This window comes from Sinomonas susongensis, assembly GCF_005877005.1.
GTDB classification, from domain to species: Bacteria; Actinomycetota; Actinomycetes; order Actinomycetales; family Micrococcaceae; genus Sinomonas; species Sinomonas susongensis.
On sequence record NZ_SSNH01000006.1, the window covers coordinates 197802 to 218461 of the forward strand.

Annotated in this window: 18 protein-coding genes; 12 read left to right on the forward strand and 6 right to left on the reverse strand. The window is 68.8% G+C overall.

The features are described 5' to 3' along the window. Nucleotides 1–5: 5 nt before the first annotated feature. The 5 genes from E6A21_RS10135 to E6A21_RS10155 all read right to left on the reverse strand — a co-directional run bounded on the left by E6A21_RS10135 (nt 6) and on the right by E6A21_RS10155 (nt 6032). Entirely contained in the window at nt 6–809 is an 804-nt protein-coding gene (locus E6A21_RS10135) for an IclR family transcriptional regulator (RefSeq protein ID WP_138444014.1), read from the reverse strand. 98 nt (nt 810–907) lie between these two features. Then, nucleotides 908–2164: a M24 family metallopeptidase gene (locus E6A21_RS10140; protein ID WP_138444015.1), complete on the reverse strand. Its 1257-nt coding sequence runs from the start codon at nt 2162–2164 to the stop codon at nt 908–910. An 80-nt stretch (nt 2165–2244) separates the two neighbouring features. Continuing rightward, entirely contained in the window at nt 2245–3588 is a 1344-nt protein-coding gene (locus E6A21_RS10145; protein ID WP_138444016.1) for an MFS transporter, read from the reverse strand. Nucleotides 3589–3666: 78 nt separating this feature from the next. Further along, nucleotides 3667–4491 carry a creatininase gene (locus E6A21_RS10150; RefSeq protein ID WP_138444017.1) on the reverse strand — a complete coding sequence of 275 codons (825 nt, stop codon included), beginning with the start codon at nt 4489–4491 and terminating at the stop codon, nt 3667–3669. Then, the gene (locus E6A21_RS10155) at nt 4488–6032 is read right to left on the reverse strand and encodes a purine-cytosine permease family protein (RefSeq protein ID WP_138444018.1); all 1545 of its coding nucleotides are present in this window, start codon (nt 6030–6032) and stop codon (nt 4488–4490) included. The genes E6A21_RS10150 and E6A21_RS10155 overlap by 4 nt, the downstream gene beginning before the upstream one ends. Before the next feature lie 217 nt (nt 6033–6249). Between E6A21_RS10155 and E6A21_RS10160 the strand changes: the two genes are divergently transcribed. The 6 genes from E6A21_RS10160 to E6A21_RS10190 all read left to right on the forward strand — a co-directional run bounded on the left by E6A21_RS10160 (nt 6250) and on the right by E6A21_RS10190 (nt 12402). Next, complete coding sequence (locus E6A21_RS10160) at nt 6250–7767, forward strand: PucR family transcriptional regulator (RefSeq protein ID WP_138444019.1); 1518 nt, start codon at nt 6250–6252, stop codon at nt 7765–7767. 35 nt (nt 7768–7802) lie between these two features. Then, on the forward strand, nt 7803–8261 hold the full coding sequence (locus E6A21_RS10165) for a DUF2087 domain-containing protein (protein ID WP_171041353.1): 459 nt from the start codon (nt 7803–7805) through the stop codon (nt 8259–8261). Nucleotides 8262–8352: 91 nt separating this feature from the next. After that, entirely contained in the window at nt 8353–9288 is a 936-nt protein-coding gene (locus E6A21_RS10170; RefSeq protein WP_138444021.1) for a helix-turn-helix transcriptional regulator, read from the forward strand. Nucleotides 9289–9765: 477 nt separating this feature from the next. Next, complete coding sequence (locus E6A21_RS10180; protein ID WP_138444023.1) at nt 9766–10785, forward strand: aldo/keto reductase; 1020 nt, start codon at nt 9766–9768, stop codon at nt 10783–10785. Beyond that, nucleotides 10782–11657, forward strand: a complete 876-nt coding sequence (locus E6A21_RS10185) for a fumarylacetoacetate hydrolase family protein (RefSeq protein ID WP_138444024.1) — start codon at nt 10782–10784, stop codon at nt 11655–11657. The genes E6A21_RS10180 and E6A21_RS10185 overlap by 4 nt, the downstream gene beginning before the upstream one ends. A gap of 4 nt (nt 11658–11661) precedes the next feature. Next, complete coding sequence (locus E6A21_RS10190; protein ID WP_138444025.1) at nt 11662–12402, forward strand: SDR family NAD(P)-dependent oxidoreductase; 741 nt, start codon at nt 11662–11664, stop codon at nt 12400–12402. Nucleotides 12403–12551: 149 nt separating this feature from the next. Here E6A21_RS10190 and E6A21_RS10195 read toward each other — a convergent pair whose 3' ends face one another. Beyond that, nucleotides 12552–13226, reverse strand: a complete 675-nt coding sequence (locus E6A21_RS10195; RefSeq protein WP_138444026.1) for a GntR family transcriptional regulator — start codon at nt 13224–13226, stop codon at nt 12552–12554. Nucleotides 13227–13358: 132 nt separating this feature from the next. Between E6A21_RS10195 and glyA the strand changes: the two genes are divergently transcribed. From glyA to purU, 6 genes are read left to right on the forward strand one after another with little or no spacing between them, the layout of a single operon-like run. Continuing rightward, nucleotides 13359–14684, forward strand: coding sequence for a serine hydroxymethyltransferase (gene glyA / locus E6A21_RS10200; protein WP_138444027.1), 1326 nt, complete (start codon nt 13359–13361; stop codon nt 14682–14684). After that, nucleotides 14684–15901, forward strand: coding sequence for a sarcosine oxidase subunit beta family protein (locus E6A21_RS10205; protein WP_138444028.1), 1218 nt, complete (start codon nt 14684–14686; stop codon nt 15899–15901). Before glyA ends, E6A21_RS10205 begins: the two co-directional genes overlap by 1 nt. A 48-nt stretch (nt 15902–15949) precedes the next feature. Then, entirely contained in the window at nt 15950–16270 is a 321-nt protein-coding gene (locus tag E6A21_RS10210) for a sarcosine oxidase subunit delta (RefSeq protein WP_138444029.1), read from the forward strand. Then, nucleotides 16267–19209 (forward strand): 2Fe-2S iron-sulfur cluster-binding protein, encoded by a 2943-nt coding sequence (locus E6A21_RS10215; protein WP_138444030.1) that lies wholly within the window; start codon nt 16267–16269, stop codon nt 19207–19209. Before E6A21_RS10210 ends, E6A21_RS10215 begins: the two co-directional genes overlap by 4 nt. After that, complete coding sequence (locus E6A21_RS10220; RefSeq protein WP_138444031.1) at nt 19202–19816, forward strand: sarcosine oxidase subunit gamma; 615 nt, start codon at nt 19202–19204, stop codon at nt 19814–19816. Before E6A21_RS10215 ends, E6A21_RS10220 begins: the two co-directional genes overlap by 8 nt. After that, entirely contained in the window at nt 19803–20642 is an 840-nt protein-coding gene (purU, locus tag E6A21_RS10225) for a formyltetrahydrofolate deformylase (protein ID WP_138444032.1), read from the forward strand. The genes E6A21_RS10220 and purU overlap by 14 nt, the downstream gene beginning before the upstream one ends. The last annotated feature ends 18 nt before the right edge of the window (nt 20643–20660 follow it).

The window sequence follows — 20660 nt, forward strand, 5'->3', positions numbered from 1 at the left end:
CGCCTCTAGAACCGGGTCCCCGGGCTCCCTGCCGAGCCGCCGAGCCGCCGCGTCACCTCGGCGGCGGTGACGGCGCAGGCCTTCCCGAGTTCCGTGACCTGTTCGGGGGAGATGCGGAAGCGCGGGGCGGAGATGAGCACCGCGGCGACGACGTCTCCGCGGTGGTCGTGGACGGGAGCGGCGACGCCGACCTCTTCGTCGGACGTCTCGCCGTAGTTGACTGCGTATCCGCGCTCCGAGACTTCGGCGAGGCGCCGCCTGTAGGCCTCGAACTCGTCGTCGTCCGGGGCGCCTGGGCTTCCGTGGGCGAGGATCTCGCGCACGCGCTCTGGTGGCTCGCTCGCGAGGAAGACCTGGACGGAGGCCGAGAGCGTGGTCGCGTAGCGCGTGCCGAGGGTCGTGGTGTGCTTGACCTGGTGGCGGCTCGGGATCTGCTCGACCGAAACCGCCTCGCTCCCGTTCCAGAGGAGGAGGGCGCTCGTCTCGCCGGTCTGCTCGGCAAGCTCGCGCAGCGCTGGGTAGGCCACGCGGCGCTCGTCGAGGTCCGCGAGGAGCGGCCCGGCGATGCCGATGACGCCGAGTCCGAGCCGGAAACGGCGGGTCGGCTCGTCACGCTCGACGAGTCCCTCCGACTCGAGGATCGCGAGGATGCGCGACACCGAGCTCTTGTGGAGGCCCACCCGCACTGCGATGTCCGTGACGCCGAGCAGCGGTTCGTCCACGCTGAAGCACCGCAGGACCGCAACGGCGTTCGAGATGGGGGAGGCTCCGCGGGGCTCCGCCTGCTCCCCGTTCCCGTTCTGAGTCATGAATTCCACCTTAGGGGCGCCCTTCGCCAAAACGGACGACGGCGGCGCGGCGCCATGGGTGTCATGGCGCCGCGCCGCTGCAGCCGGCAAGCGGCCTGTCAGGCCTCGATGATGTTGTTCTCGGGCCCGAAGCCGAACTTCGTGATGTTCTCGGCCCCGTCCTCGCCGACCACGAGGATGTCGTGCTCGCGGTACCCGCCCGCCCCCGGCTGGCCCTCGGCCACCGTGATCATGGGTTCCATGGAGACCACCATGCCCGGCTCGAGCACCGTGTCGATGTCCTCGCGCAGCTCGAGGCCCGCCTCGCGCCCGTAGTAGTGCGAGAGGACGCCGAACGAGTGGCCGTAGCCGAACGTGCGGTTCGGGAGCAGGCCGTAGCCGATGTAGATCTCGTTGAGCTCGGCTGCGATGTCCTTGCAGACAGCGCCCGGCTTGATGAGCTCGAGACCGCGGCGGTGCACCTCGACGTTGATCTCCCACAGCTCCCGCGAGCGGGCGTCGGGCTCGCCGAGGAACATCGTGCGCTCGAGGGCGGTGTAGTAGCCGGAGGTCATGGGGAAGCAGTTGAGCGAGAGGATGTCGCCCTTCTGCAGCTTCCTGGTGGTGGCCCAGTTGTGGGCGCCGTCGGTGTTGATGCCGGATTGGAACCACACCCAGGTGTCGCGGATCTCGGAGTCGGGGAACGTGCGGGCGATCTCGTGCACCATCGCCTCCGTGCCGATGAGCGCGACCTCGTACTCGCTGATGCCCTCGCGGATCGCGGCCTTGATGGCCTCGCCCCCGAGGTCCCCGATGCGAGCGCCGTGCTTGATGACCTCGATCTCCTCGGCCGACTTGACCATGCGCTGCCGCATCGCGGCCTGGGAGACGTCCACCAGCGCCACGCCCGGGAAGGCGCCAGCGATGCGTTCGCGCTGGAGCTGCGGCACGGTGTCGTCCTCGATGCCGAGGCGCTTCGCGTTGATGCCCCGCTGGCGCAGGGCCTCCTGGAGCCCGAAGTAGTAGTTGTCGCGCCGCCAGTCCGTGTAGACGATGTTCTCGCCATAGCTCCGGCGCCACGGCATGCCAGCGTCGATGTTCGCGGTCACGGTCACCTGGTCGTCGGGCGTGACGACGAGCGCGTACGAGCGGCCGAAGTACGTGAAGAGGAAGTCGGAGTAGTACTTGATGCTCTGGTACGAGGTGAGGACGACGGCGTCCAGCTCCTTCTCGGCCATGATCTGCCGGAGCCCCGCAAGGCGGCGCTCGAACTCGGCGTCCGAGAACGTGAGCGGCTGCTTCGTGCCGTTGTGGAGGACCTTGAGGCGCTCGAGCTCGGCGACCGAGGTGATGTTGGGGGTCGTGTCGATGGACATGTGTCTCCTTGAGGAAGGGTGTGTGATGGAAGGGGTCGATGGTGCAGGGAAAGCAGGGGGAAGCAGCTGTGGTCCCGCCGCTACTGCGCGAGCGGCTTGCGGGACGTCTCCTTCGCGCAGAGCACGGCGGCCAGGGAGATGAGCGCGGCGGCCACGAGGTACCAGGCCGGGGCGAGCTTGGTGTGCAGGGCCCCGATGAGGAGCGTGGCCACGAACGGGGCGGTTCCGCCGAAGAGGGCATTCGCGAGGTTGAAGCTCACCGCGAAGCCCGAATAGCGGATCCGGGTCGGGAAGAGCTCGGCGAGGAAGCTCGGCAGCGTGCCGTCGTTGAGCGTGAGCATGCCGCCCAGGAAGATCTCGACGAGCAGGATCACGCCGAAGTTGCCCACGTCGAGGAGCATGAACGCGGGGACCGTGAGCAGGGTGAAAAGCACGGACGCCGTGATCAGGACTCGCTTCCGGCCGAAGCGGTCCGACGCGAGGCCCGTCAGGAAGATGAAGCCGATGTAGGTCACGAGCGCGATCGTCGTGGCTGCGAAGGACTCCGTCGCGCTGAAGCCGAGCTCGGTCGAGAGGTAGGTCGGCATGTACGAGAGGATCACGTAGAAGCCGACCGCGTTGAGCAGCACGGCTCCGACCGCGAGCACGAGCGAGGCCCAGTGCCGCGTGAACATGTCCTTGACAGGCGCATGGTCGACCTTGTCCTCTAGGGCGAGTTCGCGGAACACCGGGGTGTCCTCGAGCTTCGTCCGGATGTACCGCCCGATGAGCCCCATGGGTGCCGCGAGGAGGAACGGGAGGCGCCAGCCCCATTCGGCCATCTGCTGGGCGTTCAGGACGACGGAGAGCACGGCCGCGAGGAGTGAGCCGAGCAGGAGGCCCGCTGCCGTCGAGGCGGGGACGACCGCGGCGTACATGCCGCGGCGGTGGGCGGGGGCGTACTCGACGAGGAAGGCCGAGGCTCCCGCGTACTCTCCCGCTGCTGAGAAGCCCTGGATGACGCGGATGACAAGAAGGATGATGGGCGCCCCCATGCCGATGAGGCTGTACGAGGGGATGAGTGCGATGCAGAAGGTCGCGCCGCTCATGATCAGGATCGAGATCGACAGGGCTGTGCGGCGGCCGATCCGGTCGCCGATGTGCCCCCATACGAAGCCGCCGAGGGGGCGGACGAAGAACGAGATCGCGAAGACCGCGAACGTCGCGAGGAGGGCGGTCCGCTTGTCGGAGTCGGGGAAGAATGCTGCTGCGATCGTCGAGGCGAGGTAGCCGTAGACGGCGTAGTCGAACCATTCGACGAAGTTGCCGATGAAGCTGCCCCAGAGGACCCGGCGGCGCGCATCTTTGCTGAGGCCGGTCGGGAGCGGGGTCCTGCTGTCGGGGGAGGTGCTGGGTGCTGCAAGAGGGGAGTCGTCAGTGCTCATGGAAACCACCAAGGGGGATTCTGGGGTTGCTATGGATGCAACGCTGTTGCATCAGATTACGAGTGGTCCAGATCACGGTCAAGGGTTAATCTCGCTCAGTGCAACGTCGTTGCATCTGGAGGGTTCCGGGAAAGCCCTGCCGATCGCCTCGGTGAGTGCCGCCGTCGTCCGCTCGAGCAGCAGGCGCCCCGCCTCCTTCGAGGCCCGCGCCGCCGAGGAGAGGCAGCCGGAGGCGGGGGTGAGTTCGCTGCGGACCGGCAGGACGTCGTAGCGCGGCAGCTCCGCCGGCGGGAGGTCCATGACGCGGCCTAGGTCCACGAGCTGCGGGCAGAGGTGGAGCATGAGCGACGTCTCGAGGACCCCGCCGTGTTCGACCTCCCACCCCGGGAAGCTCCCGGCGTAGACCTCGTCGAGAGTCGCGTCGTCCACGAAGTCCCAGTAGGAAACGAGCATCGCCTCGACGCCTGGGCCGCCTCCGGTCCGCAGGGACAGCTCCGTCGTCGCGAGCTCGACCCCTTCGTAGAGGAACTGGTAGTTCTCGAAATGGCCGTTGAGGAAGACAACCCGCTCGGCCCCGTGCCGCGCGAACTCGAGGGTGAGGGAGCGGGCAATGGCGATCATCGTGGTGGCGTCGAGGCTCGTCGTGCCGCCGAGGTGGTTGCCGCCGCCCGAGCGCTGCTGCGACTTGTACCCGTACACGATCGGAGCGGCCACGAGCGCTCCGAGGGCCTCCGCCAGCCGGCCGCTCACAGCACGGGCGAGCAGGACGTCCGTGGTGAGGGGGAGGTGCGGGCCATGCTGTTCGACGGACCCCACGGGGACGATGACGAGCCGGCCGCCCGTCGCGAGGCGCTCGCGGTAGGTGAAGGCGTCGAGGTCCTCCATGAAGACGCTCGTGCTCATGATGCCTCCTCGAGGGGTGCATTCTGGAGGGCTGCCGGCGCGGTCGGTGCCTGCTCGAGGGCGAGGTACTCCGCGTCGGTGAGGTCGGTGCGGATCCCGAGGGGGATGTGATGGGCGATGCGGGTCCGGAAGCGGAAGTATCCGAGCCCGAAGTAGACGGCGGCGGAGGTTGCGGTCCCTGCGAGCCACGAGAGGTCGACGCCGCCCATGGCCGTGGCGATCGGCCCCTGGAAGATCGGGAGGGTCCCGTACATGAACATCCACGTCATGACGAGCCCCGCGCCGAACGCGATGAGCGCGGCCGGGTTCACTGCCTTGAGCCGCGTGTCGCGGGGGCTCAGGAACAGGTAGCTGTAGTCGCTGTGCCTGCGTTCGAAGATGAAGTAGTGTACCGCCATGATCCCGCCCCACGTGGCGACCCACGCGACGATCGTGCCGAGCCAGTTGTCGAGCAGGGTCGCGAAGTCCTGGGCGAAGAGGAACAGGACCACGGCGGCCATCGACAGGCACCCGACCACGATCGAGAGCTTCTTGCGGGAGATCCTGATGTCGAGGGCCTGGGTGGCGACGCCGAACGTGTACAGGTTGATGATGTTCGTCGCGATGGGGCCGTGGATGACGAGCAGGATGACCGGGACGGCGAGGGCCCCGAAGCTCTTGACCACGAGCTCGCCCGGATCGGCTGTGCCGTTCATGGTCGCGAGGCTCGCTCCGAGGAGGCCCAGCCACACCACGGGGAGGAACTGGCCGAGGACCGACGTGAGGTAGAGCTTCGTGCGGGGGATGCTCTTCGAGACGAAGCGGGAGTAGTCCGGGGCGTACGTGAACCAGCCGATGCCCCACCCGATGCCGATCACGGTCATGATGCCGGACATGGCTGCGAATCTGGCGTCTCCGGTCAGGATGTGGCCCGGCTGCCCTTGGTACCCCCAGTCGATGTGGAGCTGGGTCCACGCGATGACGGACATGGCGACGAGGACGAGGAGGGTCGGCGGCATCGTGATGCGCTCGAACTTGGCGATGGCACCGTAGCCCCGGTAGCAGATGGCGACCTGGACGCTCATGATGATCGCGGCGACGACGACCCTCCACGCGATGTTCTGCTGGTTCGGGTCCACCCAGCCGAGCTGGCCGAAGAGCGCCATGACGAGGTCGAGGATGACCCACGTGTTGACGGCGGACCATCCGACCGCGACGATCGCCTGGATCGCCGCCGGCAGGTACGCACCCCGCCGGCCGAACGCACCGCGGGCGAGGAGCATGCCGGTCGCGCCGGTCTTCTGCCCGAGGAGGACGAAGAAGCCGAAGCCGAGCATGCCGATGGCATTGCCGATGACGAGGACCGTCATGGTGTCGGCGAGCCCTAGGCCGAGCTGGATGCCGAGGGCTCCGAGGATCCAGTTGATGGGGGCGACGTTTGCTCCCGCCCAGATCCAGAACTGCCCCGACACCTTCGTCGTGCGGGCGGACTCGGGAATGGGCTGGAGGACGTCTTCGACGCTGTGGGTAGCGCTCTCGGAGCGCTGGGGTTCGAGGCTCATGGGCCACCTTCTGGGGCAGAAGCAGGGCGGTTTGGGGGATTCGATACAGAGGGCCGGCCGGCTTGCGATCCAGCCTAGATGTGGCACGCAGCACACCATAGATTCACTTCGTCACCTCTCTCGTCGCTGCGGGTGACAGAGCGTCACCTGACCTCGCTAAGATGGTCAGCCTGAAGGGTCGCGCAGGAGGCGCGCCGCGAGAACCGGAGGCAGCGAGTTGTCCGTACCCCTCGAAGAGGTCCTCGGGAGTGAACCTCTGCGCTTCGGCGACCCCGTCGTCGTTGCCGGCGCCGAAGCCGTCGCCCGCAAGGTGGTGCGCTGGGTCCACTCGAGCGAGGTGGTCCAGATCGCTCCGCTCCTGCGCGGCGGCGAGCTGCTCCTCACGGGAGGCCAGGCCTTCCTCGCGCTGCGCCCCGGCGCCCAGCTCGAATATGTCCGCAGCCTCGCGGAGCGCGCCGTCGCCGGCGTGGCCGTCGAGACCGTCGGAGGGCGCCTCCTTCCCAGGGCCGTCCTGGAGGCCGCGGACGAGCTCGGGCTCCCGCTCGTCGAGCTGCGGCGGGTCGTGCCGTTCGTCGAGGTGGCGGAGTCAGTCAACCGGCGGATCGTCTCCCGCCAGGTCGAGGCGCTCCAGACCGCGGACGCCCTCTCGCAGCGGCTCGCCGAGCGCATGGCGGTCTCCGGGTCCGCCCTGCGGCCGATCCTCGAGTTGACGGCGCAGGCGCTCGGGGCGGCGGTCGCCGTCGTCGATCCCGCCCTGGGGATCCTCGAAGCAGCGGGAGACCAGGCAGCGGGCGCGCCGGCGCAGGAAGGCGGGGCGTTCGCGAGCGTCGGGCTGAGCGTGGGAGGCGTCGACGTCGCCCGGCTCGAGCTGCGCGGCGGTCCCGACGTCGACGCGTCACTGCTCGAGACCGTCGCCCAGCGGGTCAGGGGGATCGTGGCCCTCGCGCTCGCCCAGCGTCATAGGCCCAGCTTGGCGCGCATGGCCGACGACGCGCTCATGCGGATGGTCGTCGCGGGAGGGGGCGGCGACCAGCTCGTCGAGCTTGCCGAGGCATCGGGCCTCGCGGCCGACGCCCCGGTCGCCGTCGCGCTCTTCCAGGCGTCGGCCGACTCGCAGCCTCGCGGCGCCGTCGAGCGCGCGCTCAGAGGCGCTGGCGCTCGGGCTCGCCTCCACACCGACGGCGAGACCACCATCGCCCTCGTCGCGCTCACCGCGCCTCGCGCCCCGGCCGAACGGGCGGGCCTCATGGCCGCCCTCCGCGAGGCGCTGGCCCGGACTGGGACCGTGGGCGCCCTGGGGCCTACCGCGCCGACCATCCGAGGAGCGTCGTCCTCGCTGGCCGAGGCCCGCACGACCCTGCGCCTCGGCCGTGCCTCGAAATGGGACCATGCGGTGTACGACAGTGCCGACTTCGTCGTCGAGCGCTTCGCCGAGCGCGAGCTCTCCCGCACGGCAGCCGAGGCTCTCGTGCAGGAGACGCTCGGAGCGGTGATTGAGCTCGAGCAGCGCCGGGGCGGCGAACTGGTCCGCACCCTCGACGTCTGGATCACGGCGGGCTGCAATACCGCAGACGCTGCTCGCATCCTGTTCCTCGAGCGGCAGAGCCTGCACAAGCGGCTCGCGCGGATCTTCGACGCCCTCGGCGGGGATCCTCGCGGCACGGGCCGGCTGGGTGCCCTCGCGTTCGCCGTCAAGCTCGCCCGGGGCAACGCCCAGCTGCGCGACGGCGCGTGATGCGCGCTGGCCACCGCGTGAGCCACAGTGGAGGCATGCAGCCTCAGCTCATCCAGTTCCTGGCCGCCCTCGCCAACAGGCGTTCTCGGGCGCGCTTCGCCGAGATCGTGCGGGGAGGGCACGACGGCGTCGCCCAAGACGAGCGTCAGGATCGCCTCCTCACCGCGGCCGGGGTCCTGAAAGCGGACCCCCATGGGCGGGTGACTGTCGACGACGATGCCCTTCACACGCTGCTGTCCGAAGCCCGTGCGGCCCTTCCCGAGAAGCCGAGCGGAAAGCTCGAGCAGCTCCCGCGCCAGCACAGGCATCGGCACGAGCTGCTGCGGGAGCTGGGAGCGGATCTCCTGGGCCCCGACGAGGAAGTCTCCGAGGCGGAGTTCAACGCGCGGCTCGGAACAAGGGTCGACGACGTCCCGGGGGTGCGCCGCGCGCTGGTCGACGAGGGCGTCGTCGACCGCAAGCGCGACGGCAGCGGATATTGGCGGGTTCCGTAGCCTCGCAGCGGATGTGGCACACCCGTCCTAGGACTGCGAGTCCTACCTTGCGCGTGGAAGACGACCCCCCATTGGGGCCAGAATGGAGTGCATGGGTCAAAGCGCTGAGTTCGGTCGGTTCCTCAAGGCCATGCGGTCGCGGCTCACGCCGGAGCAGGCAGGGATCCCCGCGAGCTCGAGCGGCCGCCGTGTGCCCGGGCTGCGGCGCGAGGAGATCGCGCTGCTTGCCGACGTGAGCACGGACTACTACACACGGCTCGAGCAGGGGCGCAACATCCACCCTTCGCGCGCGGTGCTCGACTCCGTCGCCCGCGCGCTGCGTCTCGACGCCGCCGAGCGCGCCCACATGATGGACCTGCTCGAGCATTGCGCGAAGTCGCAGCGTTCGCCGCTGCCCGCCCAAGGCGTCCGGCCGGCGCTCCGCCAGCTTCTCGACGCCGTCGGCACGGTGCCTGCGCTCATCCTGGGCCGCCGCACCGACGTCCTTGCCGGAAACCGCCTTGCGTTCCTCCTGCTCGCGGACTTCCCGAGCATGCCAGTGAACGAGCGCAACCTCACCCGCTGGATCATCCTGGACCCACGCGCCCGGGAGCTCTTCCCCGACTGGGCGGCGATGGCGGCCGAGGCAACAGGGGCACTGCGTGTCGACATCGGTCGTCACCCGAGCGACCCTCAGGCGAATCAGCTTGTCGGTGAGCTGGCTGTTCAGAGCGAGCACTTCCGGCAGTGGTGGGCCGGGCACCGGGTTGTGACCGAGCACGCCGGCACCGTGCGCCTGCGGCACCCGGTCGTGGGCGAGCTGGAACTGAACTTCGAGGATCTCGCGCCACGCGACGACCCGGACCAGACCCTGCGGCTCTTCTCCGCGAAGCCCGGGTCGCCGTCGGCCGATTCCCTCGCCCTGCTCGGAAGCTACGGGGCGCCCGAGTCGTCGTTCATCGGGTCCGCGTCGTCGACCACGGATCCGGCTCAAGCGACCACGCGAGGCGATGAAGGGCATTCGCGAGCCCACCGCGGAATTTCATGAGCAGTCGGCGTCGCTGATTCGCGCCGCGCCGGCCTTGGCCGTCGTCGACGATTGGTGCATTCGGCAGCGCGCTGCGGCTTTCTGGGTTGTCGAAGCCTACGAGTGCGAGGGCCATCAGGGCAGTGTGTTCCATGTTCCTCTTCTTGCTCTCACGGGCCCCTGCCTCGGTAAGGGCAGCGGCCCGGCGCACGGGCGCGCGGCTGCACGCCCCCAGTGGGGGTCCGGGTGGACGGTGAGCCGAGCGCACTCTTCGGGCGGCGGTCTCTCGGTCCGGTCGCCCCGGCGCGGTATGCATTCAACGCTACTTGAAGGCAGCTCCCAAGGCTCCACGTGAGGCGCGCCCTGCGCTTCCTAGGAGTGGGAGGCCTAGGCTGCCGGGGGAGACGCGGGTGGTATCCCGACCCAGCCGGGACAATGCCGGTGCATGATGGGGAGCGACGGACTCGCGCCAGGCCCCACTCCTAGGAGGACCGATTGATGCAGACGCACACTATCCCGGGCACCCGGATCGACCTGACGGTGCTCGGCTTCGGCGGTGCGCCCATTGGCAACCTGTACCGCCAGATGAGCGATGCGGATGCCATCGGAGCCGTCGAGGCTGCCTGGAAGCACGGCATCCGCTACTTCGACACCGCGCCCCACTACGGAGTCGGACTGTCTGAGCGACGTCTCGGCGAAGCCCTCCGGGGCGTTCCTCGCGACGACTACGTCCTCTCGACCAAGGTCGGACGGCTCCTTCGTCCCAACGGCAATCCCGGCGGCAAGGACGCAGAGGGGTTCGATGTCAGCGATGAGCTGGTGCGAGTCCGCGACTACTCCCGGGACGGGGTCCTGCGCTCGATCGAGGAGAGCCTCGCGCGGCTCGGCACCGACCATGTCGAGATCGTGTACATCCACGATCCCGACGACTACTGGCCGGAGGCACTCGAGGGCGCCGTGCCCGCCTTGTCGCAACTGCGGGACGAAGGCGTCATCGGCGCGTACGGTGCCGGGATGAACCAGTCGGAGATGCTGCACCGGTTCGTGACCGAGACCGACGTGGATGTCATCATGCTCGCTGGGCGTTACACCCTGCTCGAACAGGGGGCGAAAGACGCTCTCCTGCCCGCCTGCGCCGAGCGCGGAGTCGGCATCGTCAACGTCAGCGTCTTCAACAGCGGCCTCCTCTCCGTGGACAGGCCGGCGCCCGGAGCGACGTACAACTACGCGCCGGCTCCCGCCGAACTCCTCGAACGGGCCAACCTCCTGGCGGACATCTGCGAGCGGCACGGCACCACCCTTCCGGCCGCCGCCCTCGCCTTCTCCTTCCGCGAGCCCATCGTGACCAGCACTCTCGTCGGAGTGCGCAGCGCGGCCGAAGTGGAGCGGAACGTTGCCCTGGCCGCGCAGGGAGTCCCCGACTCGCTCTGGACGGAACTGCAGGAACGCGGCCTGGTCGACACAGCTTCCAACCCTGGCGCCCCCGAATCCCCGGCCCCGAAGGGAACAGCACGTTGAGATTCATGCGGATCGGTCTATCCGGTAGCGAGCAGCCTGTCGTCCTCCATGGCGACCGCGCCTACTCGCTCAGCCCCATTGCGTCAGATCTGGACGGAGCCTTCTGGGCAGACGGGCCCCGGAGGACATCTGAGGCCCTTGCTCAAGGAAGCCTGTCCGAAGTCGACATCGAGGGGGCCCGGGTCGGGGCGCCCATCGCGCGCCCGGGCGCCGTCGTATGCGTTGGACAGAACTACGCGGCCCATGCGGCAGAGTCGGGTTCAGCGCCGCCGTCCAGGCCCATCATCTTCTTGAAGACTCCCAACACTGTCGCCGGACCCTTCGACACCGTGACGATCCCGGAGAATTCCCGCAAGACGGACTGGGAAGTCGAACTCGGCGTCGTCATCGGGAAGACGGCGGCGTATCTTGCCTCCCCGGCGGAGGCACAAGAATGCATCGCCGGCTATCTCACTGCGAATGACCTGTCCGAACGCACCTACCAAATCGAGGAATCGGGCGGGCAATGGAGCAAGGGCAAATGCGTCAAGGGCTATCTTCCACTCGGCCCTGTGCTCGTCACCCCTGAAGAGGTCGATCCGTCCCGCCTGCGCCTCCGCACCTGGGTCAACGGGGATTCACGCCAGGACTCCTCCACTGCCGACATGATCTTCGACGTCAACCACCTCGTGCACGATCTCAGCCAGTACATGGAACTCGAGCCGGGCGATCTGGTGCTCACCGGAACTCCCGAGGGTGTGGCCCTGTCGGGTCGCTTCCCCTATCTGAAGGACGGAGACGTAGTCGAGCTCGAGATCGAAGGTCTGGGCAGGCAACGGCAGGACTACATCCAGCGGGTGCGGGAGGAGAACGGCATTGGCGGCAGAGTTTGACGGCATGAGGGCAATCGTGACGGGCGGCGCTTCGGGAATAGGCGCGGCCGCTGCGTCCTATCTGATGGAGCGGGGCTGCGCGGTAGCCGTGCTGGACGTCGCTCCGGATTCGGCCCCTGAAGGAACTGTTCCGATCGCGTGCGACGTCGCGGACGCCCGCTCCGTCCAGTCAGCGGTTGAGGAAGCCGCCCGCGCCCTGGGCGGCCTCGATATCGTCGTGAACAACGCGGGCATCGGCGCCCAAGGCAGTGTCGAAGACAACGACGACGACGAGTGGCGCCGAGTGCTCGAGGTGAACGTCCTGGGGATCGTACGGGTGGCGCGGGCAGCTCTGCCACATTTGAGGAATTCGGAGCATCCAGCCATCGTCAACACCTCGTCCATCGCTGCCACCGCGGGTCTTCCGCAGCGTGCGCTCTACTCGGCGAGCAAGGGTGCCGTCTATTCGCTGACCTTGGCCATGGCCGCCGACCATGTGCGAGAGGGCATCAGGGTGAACTGCGTCAGCCCTGGGACCACTGATACCCCTTGGGTCGGCCGACTGTTGGAAAAGACCGCCGATCCTGTCGCCGAGCGGGCTGCCCTGAACGGACGCCAGCCGCATGGCCGGCTCGTCTCTGCGGAGGAGGTTGCTGCGGGTATCGCCTACCTCGCCAGTCCATTCAACGGTTCCACGACGGGAACCTCCCTCGCCGTCGACGGAGGCATGAGTGGCCTCCGCCTCCGTCCTGCCTCCGGGCGGTAAAGCCGGACTAGGGCCCCAAGCGACGATCAAGCGCCGTAGGCAGCGGCGGGAGGTCGGTCGAAGCGCTGCCCCTGAGGGTTGGCTGGCCCATCGCGGGCGTCCCCTGCCAGGTTCTCTCCAGCAGAGCGCGGACTACAGCAGAGCGGGAACTACAGCACAGCGCGGATGGTCTTCTCGAATCCCGTGACGTGCTCGAGTGCGAGCCGGCCTGCCTTCTCCGCGTCCCCGTCCGCAATCGCCCGGAGCAGCTCGGCGTGCTCGGTCACGTGGCCGGCCACGGAGGCTGCCCGATCGAGCACGAGGCACCAGATCCGGGTTGCGAGATTGTCGTAGCGGATCAGCACGTCCTCGAGGTGGGCGTTGCCCGCGCTCCGGTAGATGAGCCGGTGCACGGAGAGGTCGAGCCGCATGAGCTGGATCTGGTCGGGCTCCGCCTGGTCCAGGCTGCCGATCTCGTCGGCCTTCGTCCGCATCTCCCGCCGTAGAGAAGGGCTTGCGTTCTCGGCCGCCCGCCGCGCGGCGAGGGGCTCGAGGAGCTCCCGGATCTCCGAGATGGCGGCGAGTTCGGTGATGTCGACGACCGTGGCGAACGTGCCGCGACGCGGGTACGAAACCACGAGGTGGTCCGTCTCGAGCCGCTTGAGCGCCTCCCTGACCGGCGTGCGGCCCACGCCGAGCTCGGCGGCCAGCTGGCCGTCGTTGATGGGCTCCCCGGGCCGGATGTCGAGCATGATGAGGCGGTCCTTGAGGACCTGATAAGCGTGCTCGGCGAGTGAGAGGGCTCCTCCAGGCTCGCCGGTGGCCAGTGTGCCCTGCGCCGTCATCCCCAGACGTCCCTTCCCTCGGCAGATGGTTGACATCGTCCTTCAACGTCAATCATACTCGTGCACAGACTTTGATATATCAGTCTCATACCAGTTGTTGAAAGTCTCTATGACACAGCAGAGGAGGACGCAATGGTGACCGTCCTAACCACTCCACTCGCCGACGCGGACCCCGAGGTCGCGGCCGCGATCGACGGGGAGCTGAAGCGCCAGCAGGGCACGCTCGAGATGATCGCGTCGGAGAACTTCGCTCCGACGGCGGTCATGGAGGCCCAGGGCTCGGTGCTGACGAACAAGTACGCAGAGGGGTACCCGGGCAGGCGGTACTACGGCGGATGCGAGCACGTCGACGTGATCGAGCAGCTCGCGATAGACCGCGTGAAGACGCTTTTCGGCGCCGGGTTCGCGAACGTCCAGCCTCACTCGGGCGCGCAGGCGAACGCGGCCGCCATGTCCGCGCTGCTCGAGCCGGGCGACACGATCCTCGGCCTCTCGCTCGCCCACGGCGGCCACCTCACCCACGGCATGAAGATCAACTTCTCAGGCCGCCTCTACAAGGTCGTCCCGTACGAGGTGAGCCCGAAGGACTTCCTGATCGACATGGCCGAGGTCGAGCGGCTGGCGCTCGAGCACCAGCCCAAGCTCATCGTGGCTGGCTGGTCCGCGTACTCACGTCAGCTCGATTTCGCCGAGTTCCGCCGGATCGCCGACCTCGTCGGCGCATATCTCATGGTGGACATGGCCCATTTCGCGGGCCTCGTCGCGACCGGGCTCCACCCCAACCCCGTGCCTCACGCTGACATCGTGACGACGACGACACACAAGACCCTGGGCGGACCGCGCGGCGGGGTGATCCTCACCAACCGGGCGGACATCGCGAAGAAGGTCAACTCCTCCGTCTTCCCCGGCCAGCAGGGCGGCCCGCTCGAGCATGTGATTGCCGCCAAGGCCGTCGCCTTCAAGCTCGCGGCCGAGCCAGCCTTCCGGGAGCGCCAGGAACGCACGCTCCTCGGCGCGCGAATCATCGCCGAGCGCCTCCTCGAGGAGGACGTCGCTGCTGCCGGCATCTCCGTCGTTAACGGCGGCACCGACGTGCACCTCGTGCTCGTCGACCTGCGGAACTCCGAGCTCGACGGACAGCAGGGCGAAGACCGCCTCCACCGGATCGGGATCACGGTGAACCGCAATGCGGTCCCGTTCGACCCTCGGCCACCGATGGTGTCCTCGGGGCTGCGGGTCGGGACGCCCGCGCTCGCAACGCGCGGATTCGGCGAGGCCGAGTTCCGCGAGGTCGCGGACATCATCGCCACGGCGCTCAAGGCGGAATTCAACGAGGAACTCGCGGGGGCCCTCCGGGGCCGGGTCGCGGCCCTCGCCGAGAAGCACCCCCTCTACCCGAACCTCACCCCGATCCTGACGGGCTCGAACCCCGAACTGACGTTGAACGGAGCCCAGTGATGGCGGACCTCCTGCCGGAACACCCAGACTTCCTCTGGCGCAATCCCGACCCCAAGCCGTCCTACGACGCGGTGATCGTAGGCGGCGGCGGCCACGGGCTCGCGACGGCCTACTACCTCGCGAAGAACCACGGGATGGCCAACATCGCGGTGCTCGAGCGTGGGTGGCTCGCGGGCGGGAACATGGCCCGCAACACAACGATCATCCGCTCCAACTACCTCTGGGACGAGTCGGCCGCGATCTACGAGCACTCGCTCAAGCTCTGGGAGGAGCTCCCCGAGGAACTCGAGTACGACTTCCTGTTCAGCCAGCGCGGCGTGCTCAACCTCGCGCACACGCTGCAGGACGTGCGCGAGTCGGTCCGCCGCGTGAGTGCCAACAAGCTCAACGGAGTCGACGCCGAATGGCTCGACGTCGACCAGGTCAAGGAAGTCTGCCCGATCCTCAACACGAGTGACAGGATCCGCTACCCCGTCCTCGGCGGAACGTTCCAGCCTCGCGCTGGCATCGCCAAGCATGACCACGTCGCCTGGGCCTTCGCGCGCAAGGCCGATGAGCTCGGCGTGGACCTCATCCAGAACTGCGAGGTCACCGGCTTCGTCAAGGACGGCAACCGCGTCGTCGGCGTCGAGACGAACCGGGGAACGATCGCGACCGGCAAGGTCGCCCTCTGCGCGGCGGGCCACTCGAGCGTTCTCGCGAAGCTCGCGGGCTTCGACCTCCCGATCCAGTCGCACCCGCTCCAGGCGCTCGTCTCGGAGCTCCACGAGATCGTGCACCCGACTGTCGTGATGTCGAACCACGTCCACGTGTACGTCTCGCAGGCGCACAAGGGCGAGCTGGTCATGGGTGCTGGCATCGACTCCTACAACGGCTACGGCCAGCGCGGCGCGTTCCACGTGATCGAGGAGCAGATGGCCGCCGCCGTCGAGCTCTTCCCGATCTTCGCCCGCGCCCACCTCCTCCGGACCTGGGGCGGCATCGTCGACGTCACGCTCGACGCCTCGCCGATCGTCGGCAAGTCACCGATCGAGAACCTCTACGTGAACTGCGGTTGGGGCACGGGCGGCTTCAAGGGCACTCCCGGGGCGGGCTGGACGATGGCGCACACCGTCGCCACCGACGAGCCGCACCCGCTCAACGCCCCTTTCGCCCTCGACAGGTTCGTCACGGGGGCCCTCATCGACGAGCACGGCGCGGCCGCCGTCGCCCACTAGCAAAGTGCCACTCACCTACGCTCCCACCGAGCACCAAGGAAGCCAGCCATGATCCTCATCAGCTGCCCGAACTGCGGGCCTCGCGACGAGACCGAGTTCCACTACGGAGGCCAGGCCCACGTCGCCTACCCCGAGGACCCCTACGCCCTCACCGACGAGGAGTGGGGCCGCTACCTCTTCTACCGCGAGAACCCGAAGGGCCTCTTCGCCGAGCGCTGGGTCCATTCCGGCGGCTGCCGGAAGTGGTTCAACGCCATCCGCGACACCACCACCTACCGCATCGCCGCGGTCTACCGCATGGGCGAGACCCAGCCTTCCCTCGTCTCGGGCGAGAAGACGGGCGAGAAAATCGCAGGAGGAGCCAAATGAGCCGCCAACCGTTCCGCCTACGCGAGGGCGGCCGCGTCGACCGGTCGACGGAGCTCGAGTTCACCGTCGACGGCCGCACCTACACGGGCCACCCGGGCGACACCCTCGCTTCTGCGCTGCTGGCCGCAGGCGTCGTCGAGACCGCGCCGTCCCTCTACCTCGACCGGCCCCGGGGTATCGTCGCCGCGGGTGTCGAGGAGCCCAACGCACTCGTGAAGGTGAGCCGTCCCGGCCACTCGACCACCGAGTCGATGCTCCCCGCCACGACCGTCGAGCTCGTGGAGGGGATCGAGGCCCAGTACCTCTCCGGCCTCGGCCAGCTCGACCCCGCCGAGGACACCTCGGTCTACGACAAGAAGCACGTCCACGCTGACGTCCTCGTCGTCGGCGGGGGGTCCGCGGGCCTGGCTGCCGCCCGCGAGGCCGCAGCCACGGGTGCCCGCGTCGTCCTCATCGACGACCAGCCCGAGCTGGGCGGCTCGCTCCTCGCGGACCCGCGGGCGGAGATCGCGGGCCGGCCCGCCCTCGAATGGGTCGCCGCCATCCGGCAGGAGCTCGACGCCGCGCCCGAGGCGACCGTGCTGACCCGCACGAATGCCTTCGGCAGCTACGACTCCAATTACGTCATCGCGCTCGAAAATCGCACCGACCACTTGGGTGCCAAGGCCACAGGCCCCGAGCTCGCAGGCGTCTCGAGGCAGCGCCTCTGGCACATCCGCGCCCGGCAGGTCGTCCTCGCGACGGGCGCCCACGAGCGGCCGCTCGTCTTCCGCAACAACGACCGCCCCGGGGTCATGCTCGCCGCGGCGGTCCGCACCTACCTGAACCGCTACGGGGTCGCCGCCGGGTCTCGCGCCGTCGTCGCGACGACGAACGACAGCGTGTACCCGCTGGTCGCCGAGCTCGCCGCGGCGGGTCTCCAGGTCGCCGCCGTCGCGGACGCCCGGCCCGAGCTCTCCCCCGCAGCCAAGGCAGCGCAGGCCGCCGGCGTCGTCGTCCTTCCCGGCACGGCTGTTGTAGACACAGCGGCAGGCGCCGGGGGGACCGCGCGCGTCGCCTCTGCGACGGTCCAGGCGATTGACGACGACGGCACACCGCGTAGCGGAGAAGGCAGCAGCCAACAGGTCATCCCCTGCGACCTCGTCGCCGTCTCAGGCGGCTGGAGCCCGGTGGTGCACCTGCACAGCCAACGCCAGGGCAAGATCCGCTGGGACGACGACCTCGTCGCGTTCGTGCCGTCGGGCGCCGTCGAGGGGCAGCAGATCGTGGGCTCGGCGCGTGGCAGCTTCGTCCTCGAGGACTGTCTTGCCGAGGGCACCACTGCCGGTGCGGTCGCCGCGTTCAACGCGGGCTTCGTCAACGAGGGCGGGGAGCACGCGATCGCCGTCGCGGGCACAGCCCTGCACGTGAGCGGGAAGACCCGCCCGCTCTGGGTCGTGCGCGCCGAGGACGGCAGCCTCGACGGGCTCGACGAGCACTTCGTGGACCTCCAGCGCGACCAGACCGTCAAGGACGTCCTCCGTGCGACCGGCGCGGGCATGCGGAGCGTCGAGCACGTGAAGCGGTACACCTCGATCAGCACCGCGAACGACCAGGGCAAGACGTCCGGGGTCAACGCGATCGGTGTGATCGCGGCCGCGCTCAACAACGGATCGACCCCAGGCGAGGTCGGCACCACGACCTACCGCGCCCCTTACGCTCCGGTCGCGTTCGCTGCCCTTGCGGGGCGCGAGCGGGGCGAGCTCTTCGACCCCGCACGCCTCACCTCCATCCACCAGTGGCACGTCGAGCACGGCGCCGAGTTCGAGATCGTGGGCCAGTGGCTGCGGCCGTGGTTCTACCCGGAGCCAGGCGAGTCGATGGACGACGCCGTGCTCCGGGAGTGCGCGGCCGTCCGCACCTCGGTGGGCATGATGGATGCGACGACCCTCGGCAAAATCGAAATCTGGGGCAGGGACGCCGGCGAGTTCCTCAACCGCGTCTACACGAACGCCTTCAAGAAGCTCGCGCGGGGCTCGGCCCGCTACGGGGTCATGTGCACCCCGGACGGGATGATCTTCGACGACGGGGTCACCCTGCGCATCGACGACAACCGCTATTTCATGACGACGACGACGGGCGGCGCCGCGCGCGTCCTCGACTGGCTCGAGGAGTGGCACCAGACCGAGTGGCCTGGGCTCGACGTGAACTTCACGTCCGTCACCGAGCAGTGGACGACGGTCGCCGTCGTCGGCCCGAAGTCCCGAGCGGTCATCGCCAAGCTCGCCCCGGAGCTCGACGTCGACAACGAGGCCTTCCCGTTCATGGCCTTCCGCGAGACGAGGCTGGCCTCGGGGATCCCGGCCCGCGTGTGCCGCATCTCGTTCTCGGGCGAGCTGGCCTTCGAGGTCAACGTCTCGGGCTGGTACGGGCAGCAGGTCTGGGAGGACATCTACGAGGCCGGGGCCGAGTTCGGGATCACCCCGTACGGCACCGAGACAATGCACGTCCTCCGTGCCGAGAAGGGCTACCCGATCGTCGGCCAGGATACCGACGGGACGGTGACCCCGCAGGACGCCGGCATGGAGTGGATCGTCTCGAAGGCGAAGGACTTCATCGGCAAGCGGTCCTACTCGCGGGCCGACGCCGTCCGTACCGACCGCAAGCACCTCGTCTCGCTCCTGCCCGTCGACCCGACGTTCCGGCTTCCCGAGGGAACCCAGCTCGTCGAGGCGGGGATCAGTGTGAATCCCGCCTACGGCCCCGTGCCGATGCTCGGCCACGTGACGTCGAGCTACCACTCCGCGGCGCTCGGGCGGTCCTTCGCCCTGGCCCTGATCAAGAACGGCCGGAACCGCATCGGCCAGACCCTCGTCGCCCCCGTGGGCAACCAGCTCGTCGACGTCGTCGTCGGCGATACCGTCCTCTACGACCCGGAAGGGAAGCGCCGAGATGGCTGAGCAGACCCTCATCGCCCCTATCACCGAGCTGCGCCGCAGCCCTGCAGCCCACCTCGCCGCCGAATTCGCGGCGGCTGAGGTGGCGGGCCCGTACAGCGTGGCCCTGCGCGAGGTCCCGTTCCAGACCATGGTCGGCCTCCGTGTCGCGCCGGGCACGGACGCAGCGCGCCGCGTCGAGGAACGGCTCGGCACGGCGCTCCCGGCTCGCTGTGGCGAGGTCGCCCAGGGCGCGGACAGCTCGGTCCTGTGGCTGGGTCCCGACGAGTTCCTCGCCGTCTCCTCAGCCGACCCGGCGCACGCGACCGCCCACCTCGTCGAGGCCCTCGGCGGCGACCCGGGCTCCGTCGTCGACCTCTCAGCGAACCGCACTACATTCGAGCTGAAAGGCACGGCGGCGCGCGACGTCCTCGAAAAGGGCTGTCCGCTCGGCCTGCACCCCCGCGCGTTCGCGGTCGGCTCGGCGTACGCCACCCAGCTGGGCCCGGTGCCGATCCTCCTCTGGAAGACCGGCAGCGACTCGTGGGAGATCTTCCCGAGGGCCTCGTTCGCGGACTACCTGGGGCGTTGGCTGCTCGACGCGATGCGGGAATTCCATGCCGCCCCGTGAGTACGTCCTGACGCTCGACTGCGCTGAGCGGCTCGGGATCGTGTACGCCGTCTCGGGGTTCCTCGCGGAGCATCGGTGCGACATCCTCGACATCAAGCAGTACGGCGACCGCCGGGGCGGGCACTTCTACATGAGAGTCCACTTCGAAGCACCCGGGCCGCTCGAAGCCGACTTCGGTCCGGTGGCGGAGCAGTTCGGCATGACGTGGCGCCTCCGCCCGGCCGGGGAGAAGACCCGCGTCCTGCTCATGGTCTCCAAGTTCGGCCACTGCCTCAACGACCTGCTCTTCCGGTCGCGGATCGGCGAGCTTCCCGTCGATATCGTGGCGGTCGTGTCGAACCACGAGGACCACCGGGGACTCGTGGAGTGGCACGGCATCCCGTACCACCACATCCCCGTGACGCCGGGCGCAAAGCAGGAGGCGGAGGCCAAGCTCCTCTCCCTCGTCGACGGGTACGCGGTGGAGCTCGTCGTGCTCGCACGCTACATGCAGGTGCTCAGCGACGCCCTCGCCACGCGGATGACGGGCCGGGTGATCAACATCCACCACTCGTTCCTGCCGTCGTTCAAGGGCGCGAAGCCGTACCACCAGGCATGGGAACGCGGCGTCAAGACGGTCGGCGCCACGGCCCACTACGTCAACGCCGAGCTCGACGAGGGCCCGATCATCGCCCAGCAGGTCATCGAGGTCGATCACACCCACTCGCCCGAGGACCTCGTCGCCGTCGGCCGCGATGCGGAGTGCAAGGCCCTCAGCAACGCGGTCCGGTGGCACTGCGAGGGCCGGGTCATCCTCAACGGAAACCGCACGGTGGTGCTCCGATGAGCACGGAAGGAGCTCTTT

Coding starts and splice junctions, on each gene's coding strand:
- E6A21_RS10135 (WP_138444014.1), bottom strand. CDS start 809: ATGACTCAGAACGGGAACGGGGAGCAGGCGGAGCCCCGCGGAGCCTCC.
- E6A21_RS10140 (WP_138444015.1), bottom strand. CDS start 2,164: ATGTCCATCGACACGACCCCCAACATCACCTCGGTCGCCGAGCTCGAG.
- E6A21_RS10145 (WP_138444016.1), bottom strand. CDS start 3,588: ATGAGCACTGACGACTCCCCTCTTGCAGCACCCAGCACCTCCCCCGAC.
- E6A21_RS10150 (WP_138444017.1), bottom strand. CDS start 4,491: ATGAGCACGAGCGTCTTCATGGAGGACCTCGACGCCTTCACCTACCGC.
- E6A21_RS10155 (WP_138444018.1), bottom strand. CDS start 6,032: ATGAGCCTCGAACCCCAGCGCTCCGAGAGCGCTACCCACAGCGTCGAA.
- E6A21_RS10165 (WP_171041353.1), top strand. CDS start 7,803: ATGCAGCCTCAGCTCATCCAGTTCCTGGCCGCCCTCGCCAACAGGCGT.
- E6A21_RS10170 (WP_138444021.1), top strand. CDS start 8,353: ATGGGTCAAAGCGCTGAGTTCGGTCGGTTCCTCAAGGCCATGCGGTCG.
- E6A21_RS10180 (WP_138444023.1), top strand. CDS start 9,766: ATGCAGACGCACACTATCCCGGGCACCCGGATCGACCTGACGGTGCTC.
- E6A21_RS10190 (WP_138444025.1), top strand. CDS start 11,662: ATGAGGGCAATCGTGACGGGCGGCGCTTCGGGAATAGGCGCGGCCGCT.
- E6A21_RS10195 (WP_138444026.1), bottom strand. CDS start 13,226: ATGACGGCGCAGGGCACACTGGCCACCGGCGAGCCTGGAGGAGCCCTC.
- glyA (WP_138444027.1), top strand. CDS start 13,359: ATGGTGACCGTCCTAACCACTCCACTCGCCGACGCGGACCCCGAGGTC.
- E6A21_RS10205 (WP_138444028.1), top strand. CDS start 14,684: ATGGCGGACCTCCTGCCGGAACACCCAGACTTCCTCTGGCGCAATCCC.
- E6A21_RS10210 (WP_138444029.1), top strand. CDS start 15,950: ATGATCCTCATCAGCTGCCCGAACTGCGGGCCTCGCGACGAGACCGAG.
- E6A21_RS10215 (WP_138444030.1), top strand. CDS start 16,267: ATGAGCCGCCAACCGTTCCGCCTACGCGAGGGCGGCCGCGTCGACCGG.
- E6A21_RS10220 (WP_138444031.1), top strand. CDS start 19,202: ATGGCTGAGCAGACCCTCATCGCCCCTATCACCGAGCTGCGCCGCAGC.
- purU (WP_138444032.1), top strand. CDS start 19,803: ATGCCGCCCCGTGAGTACGTCCTGACGCTCGACTGCGCTGAGCGGCTC.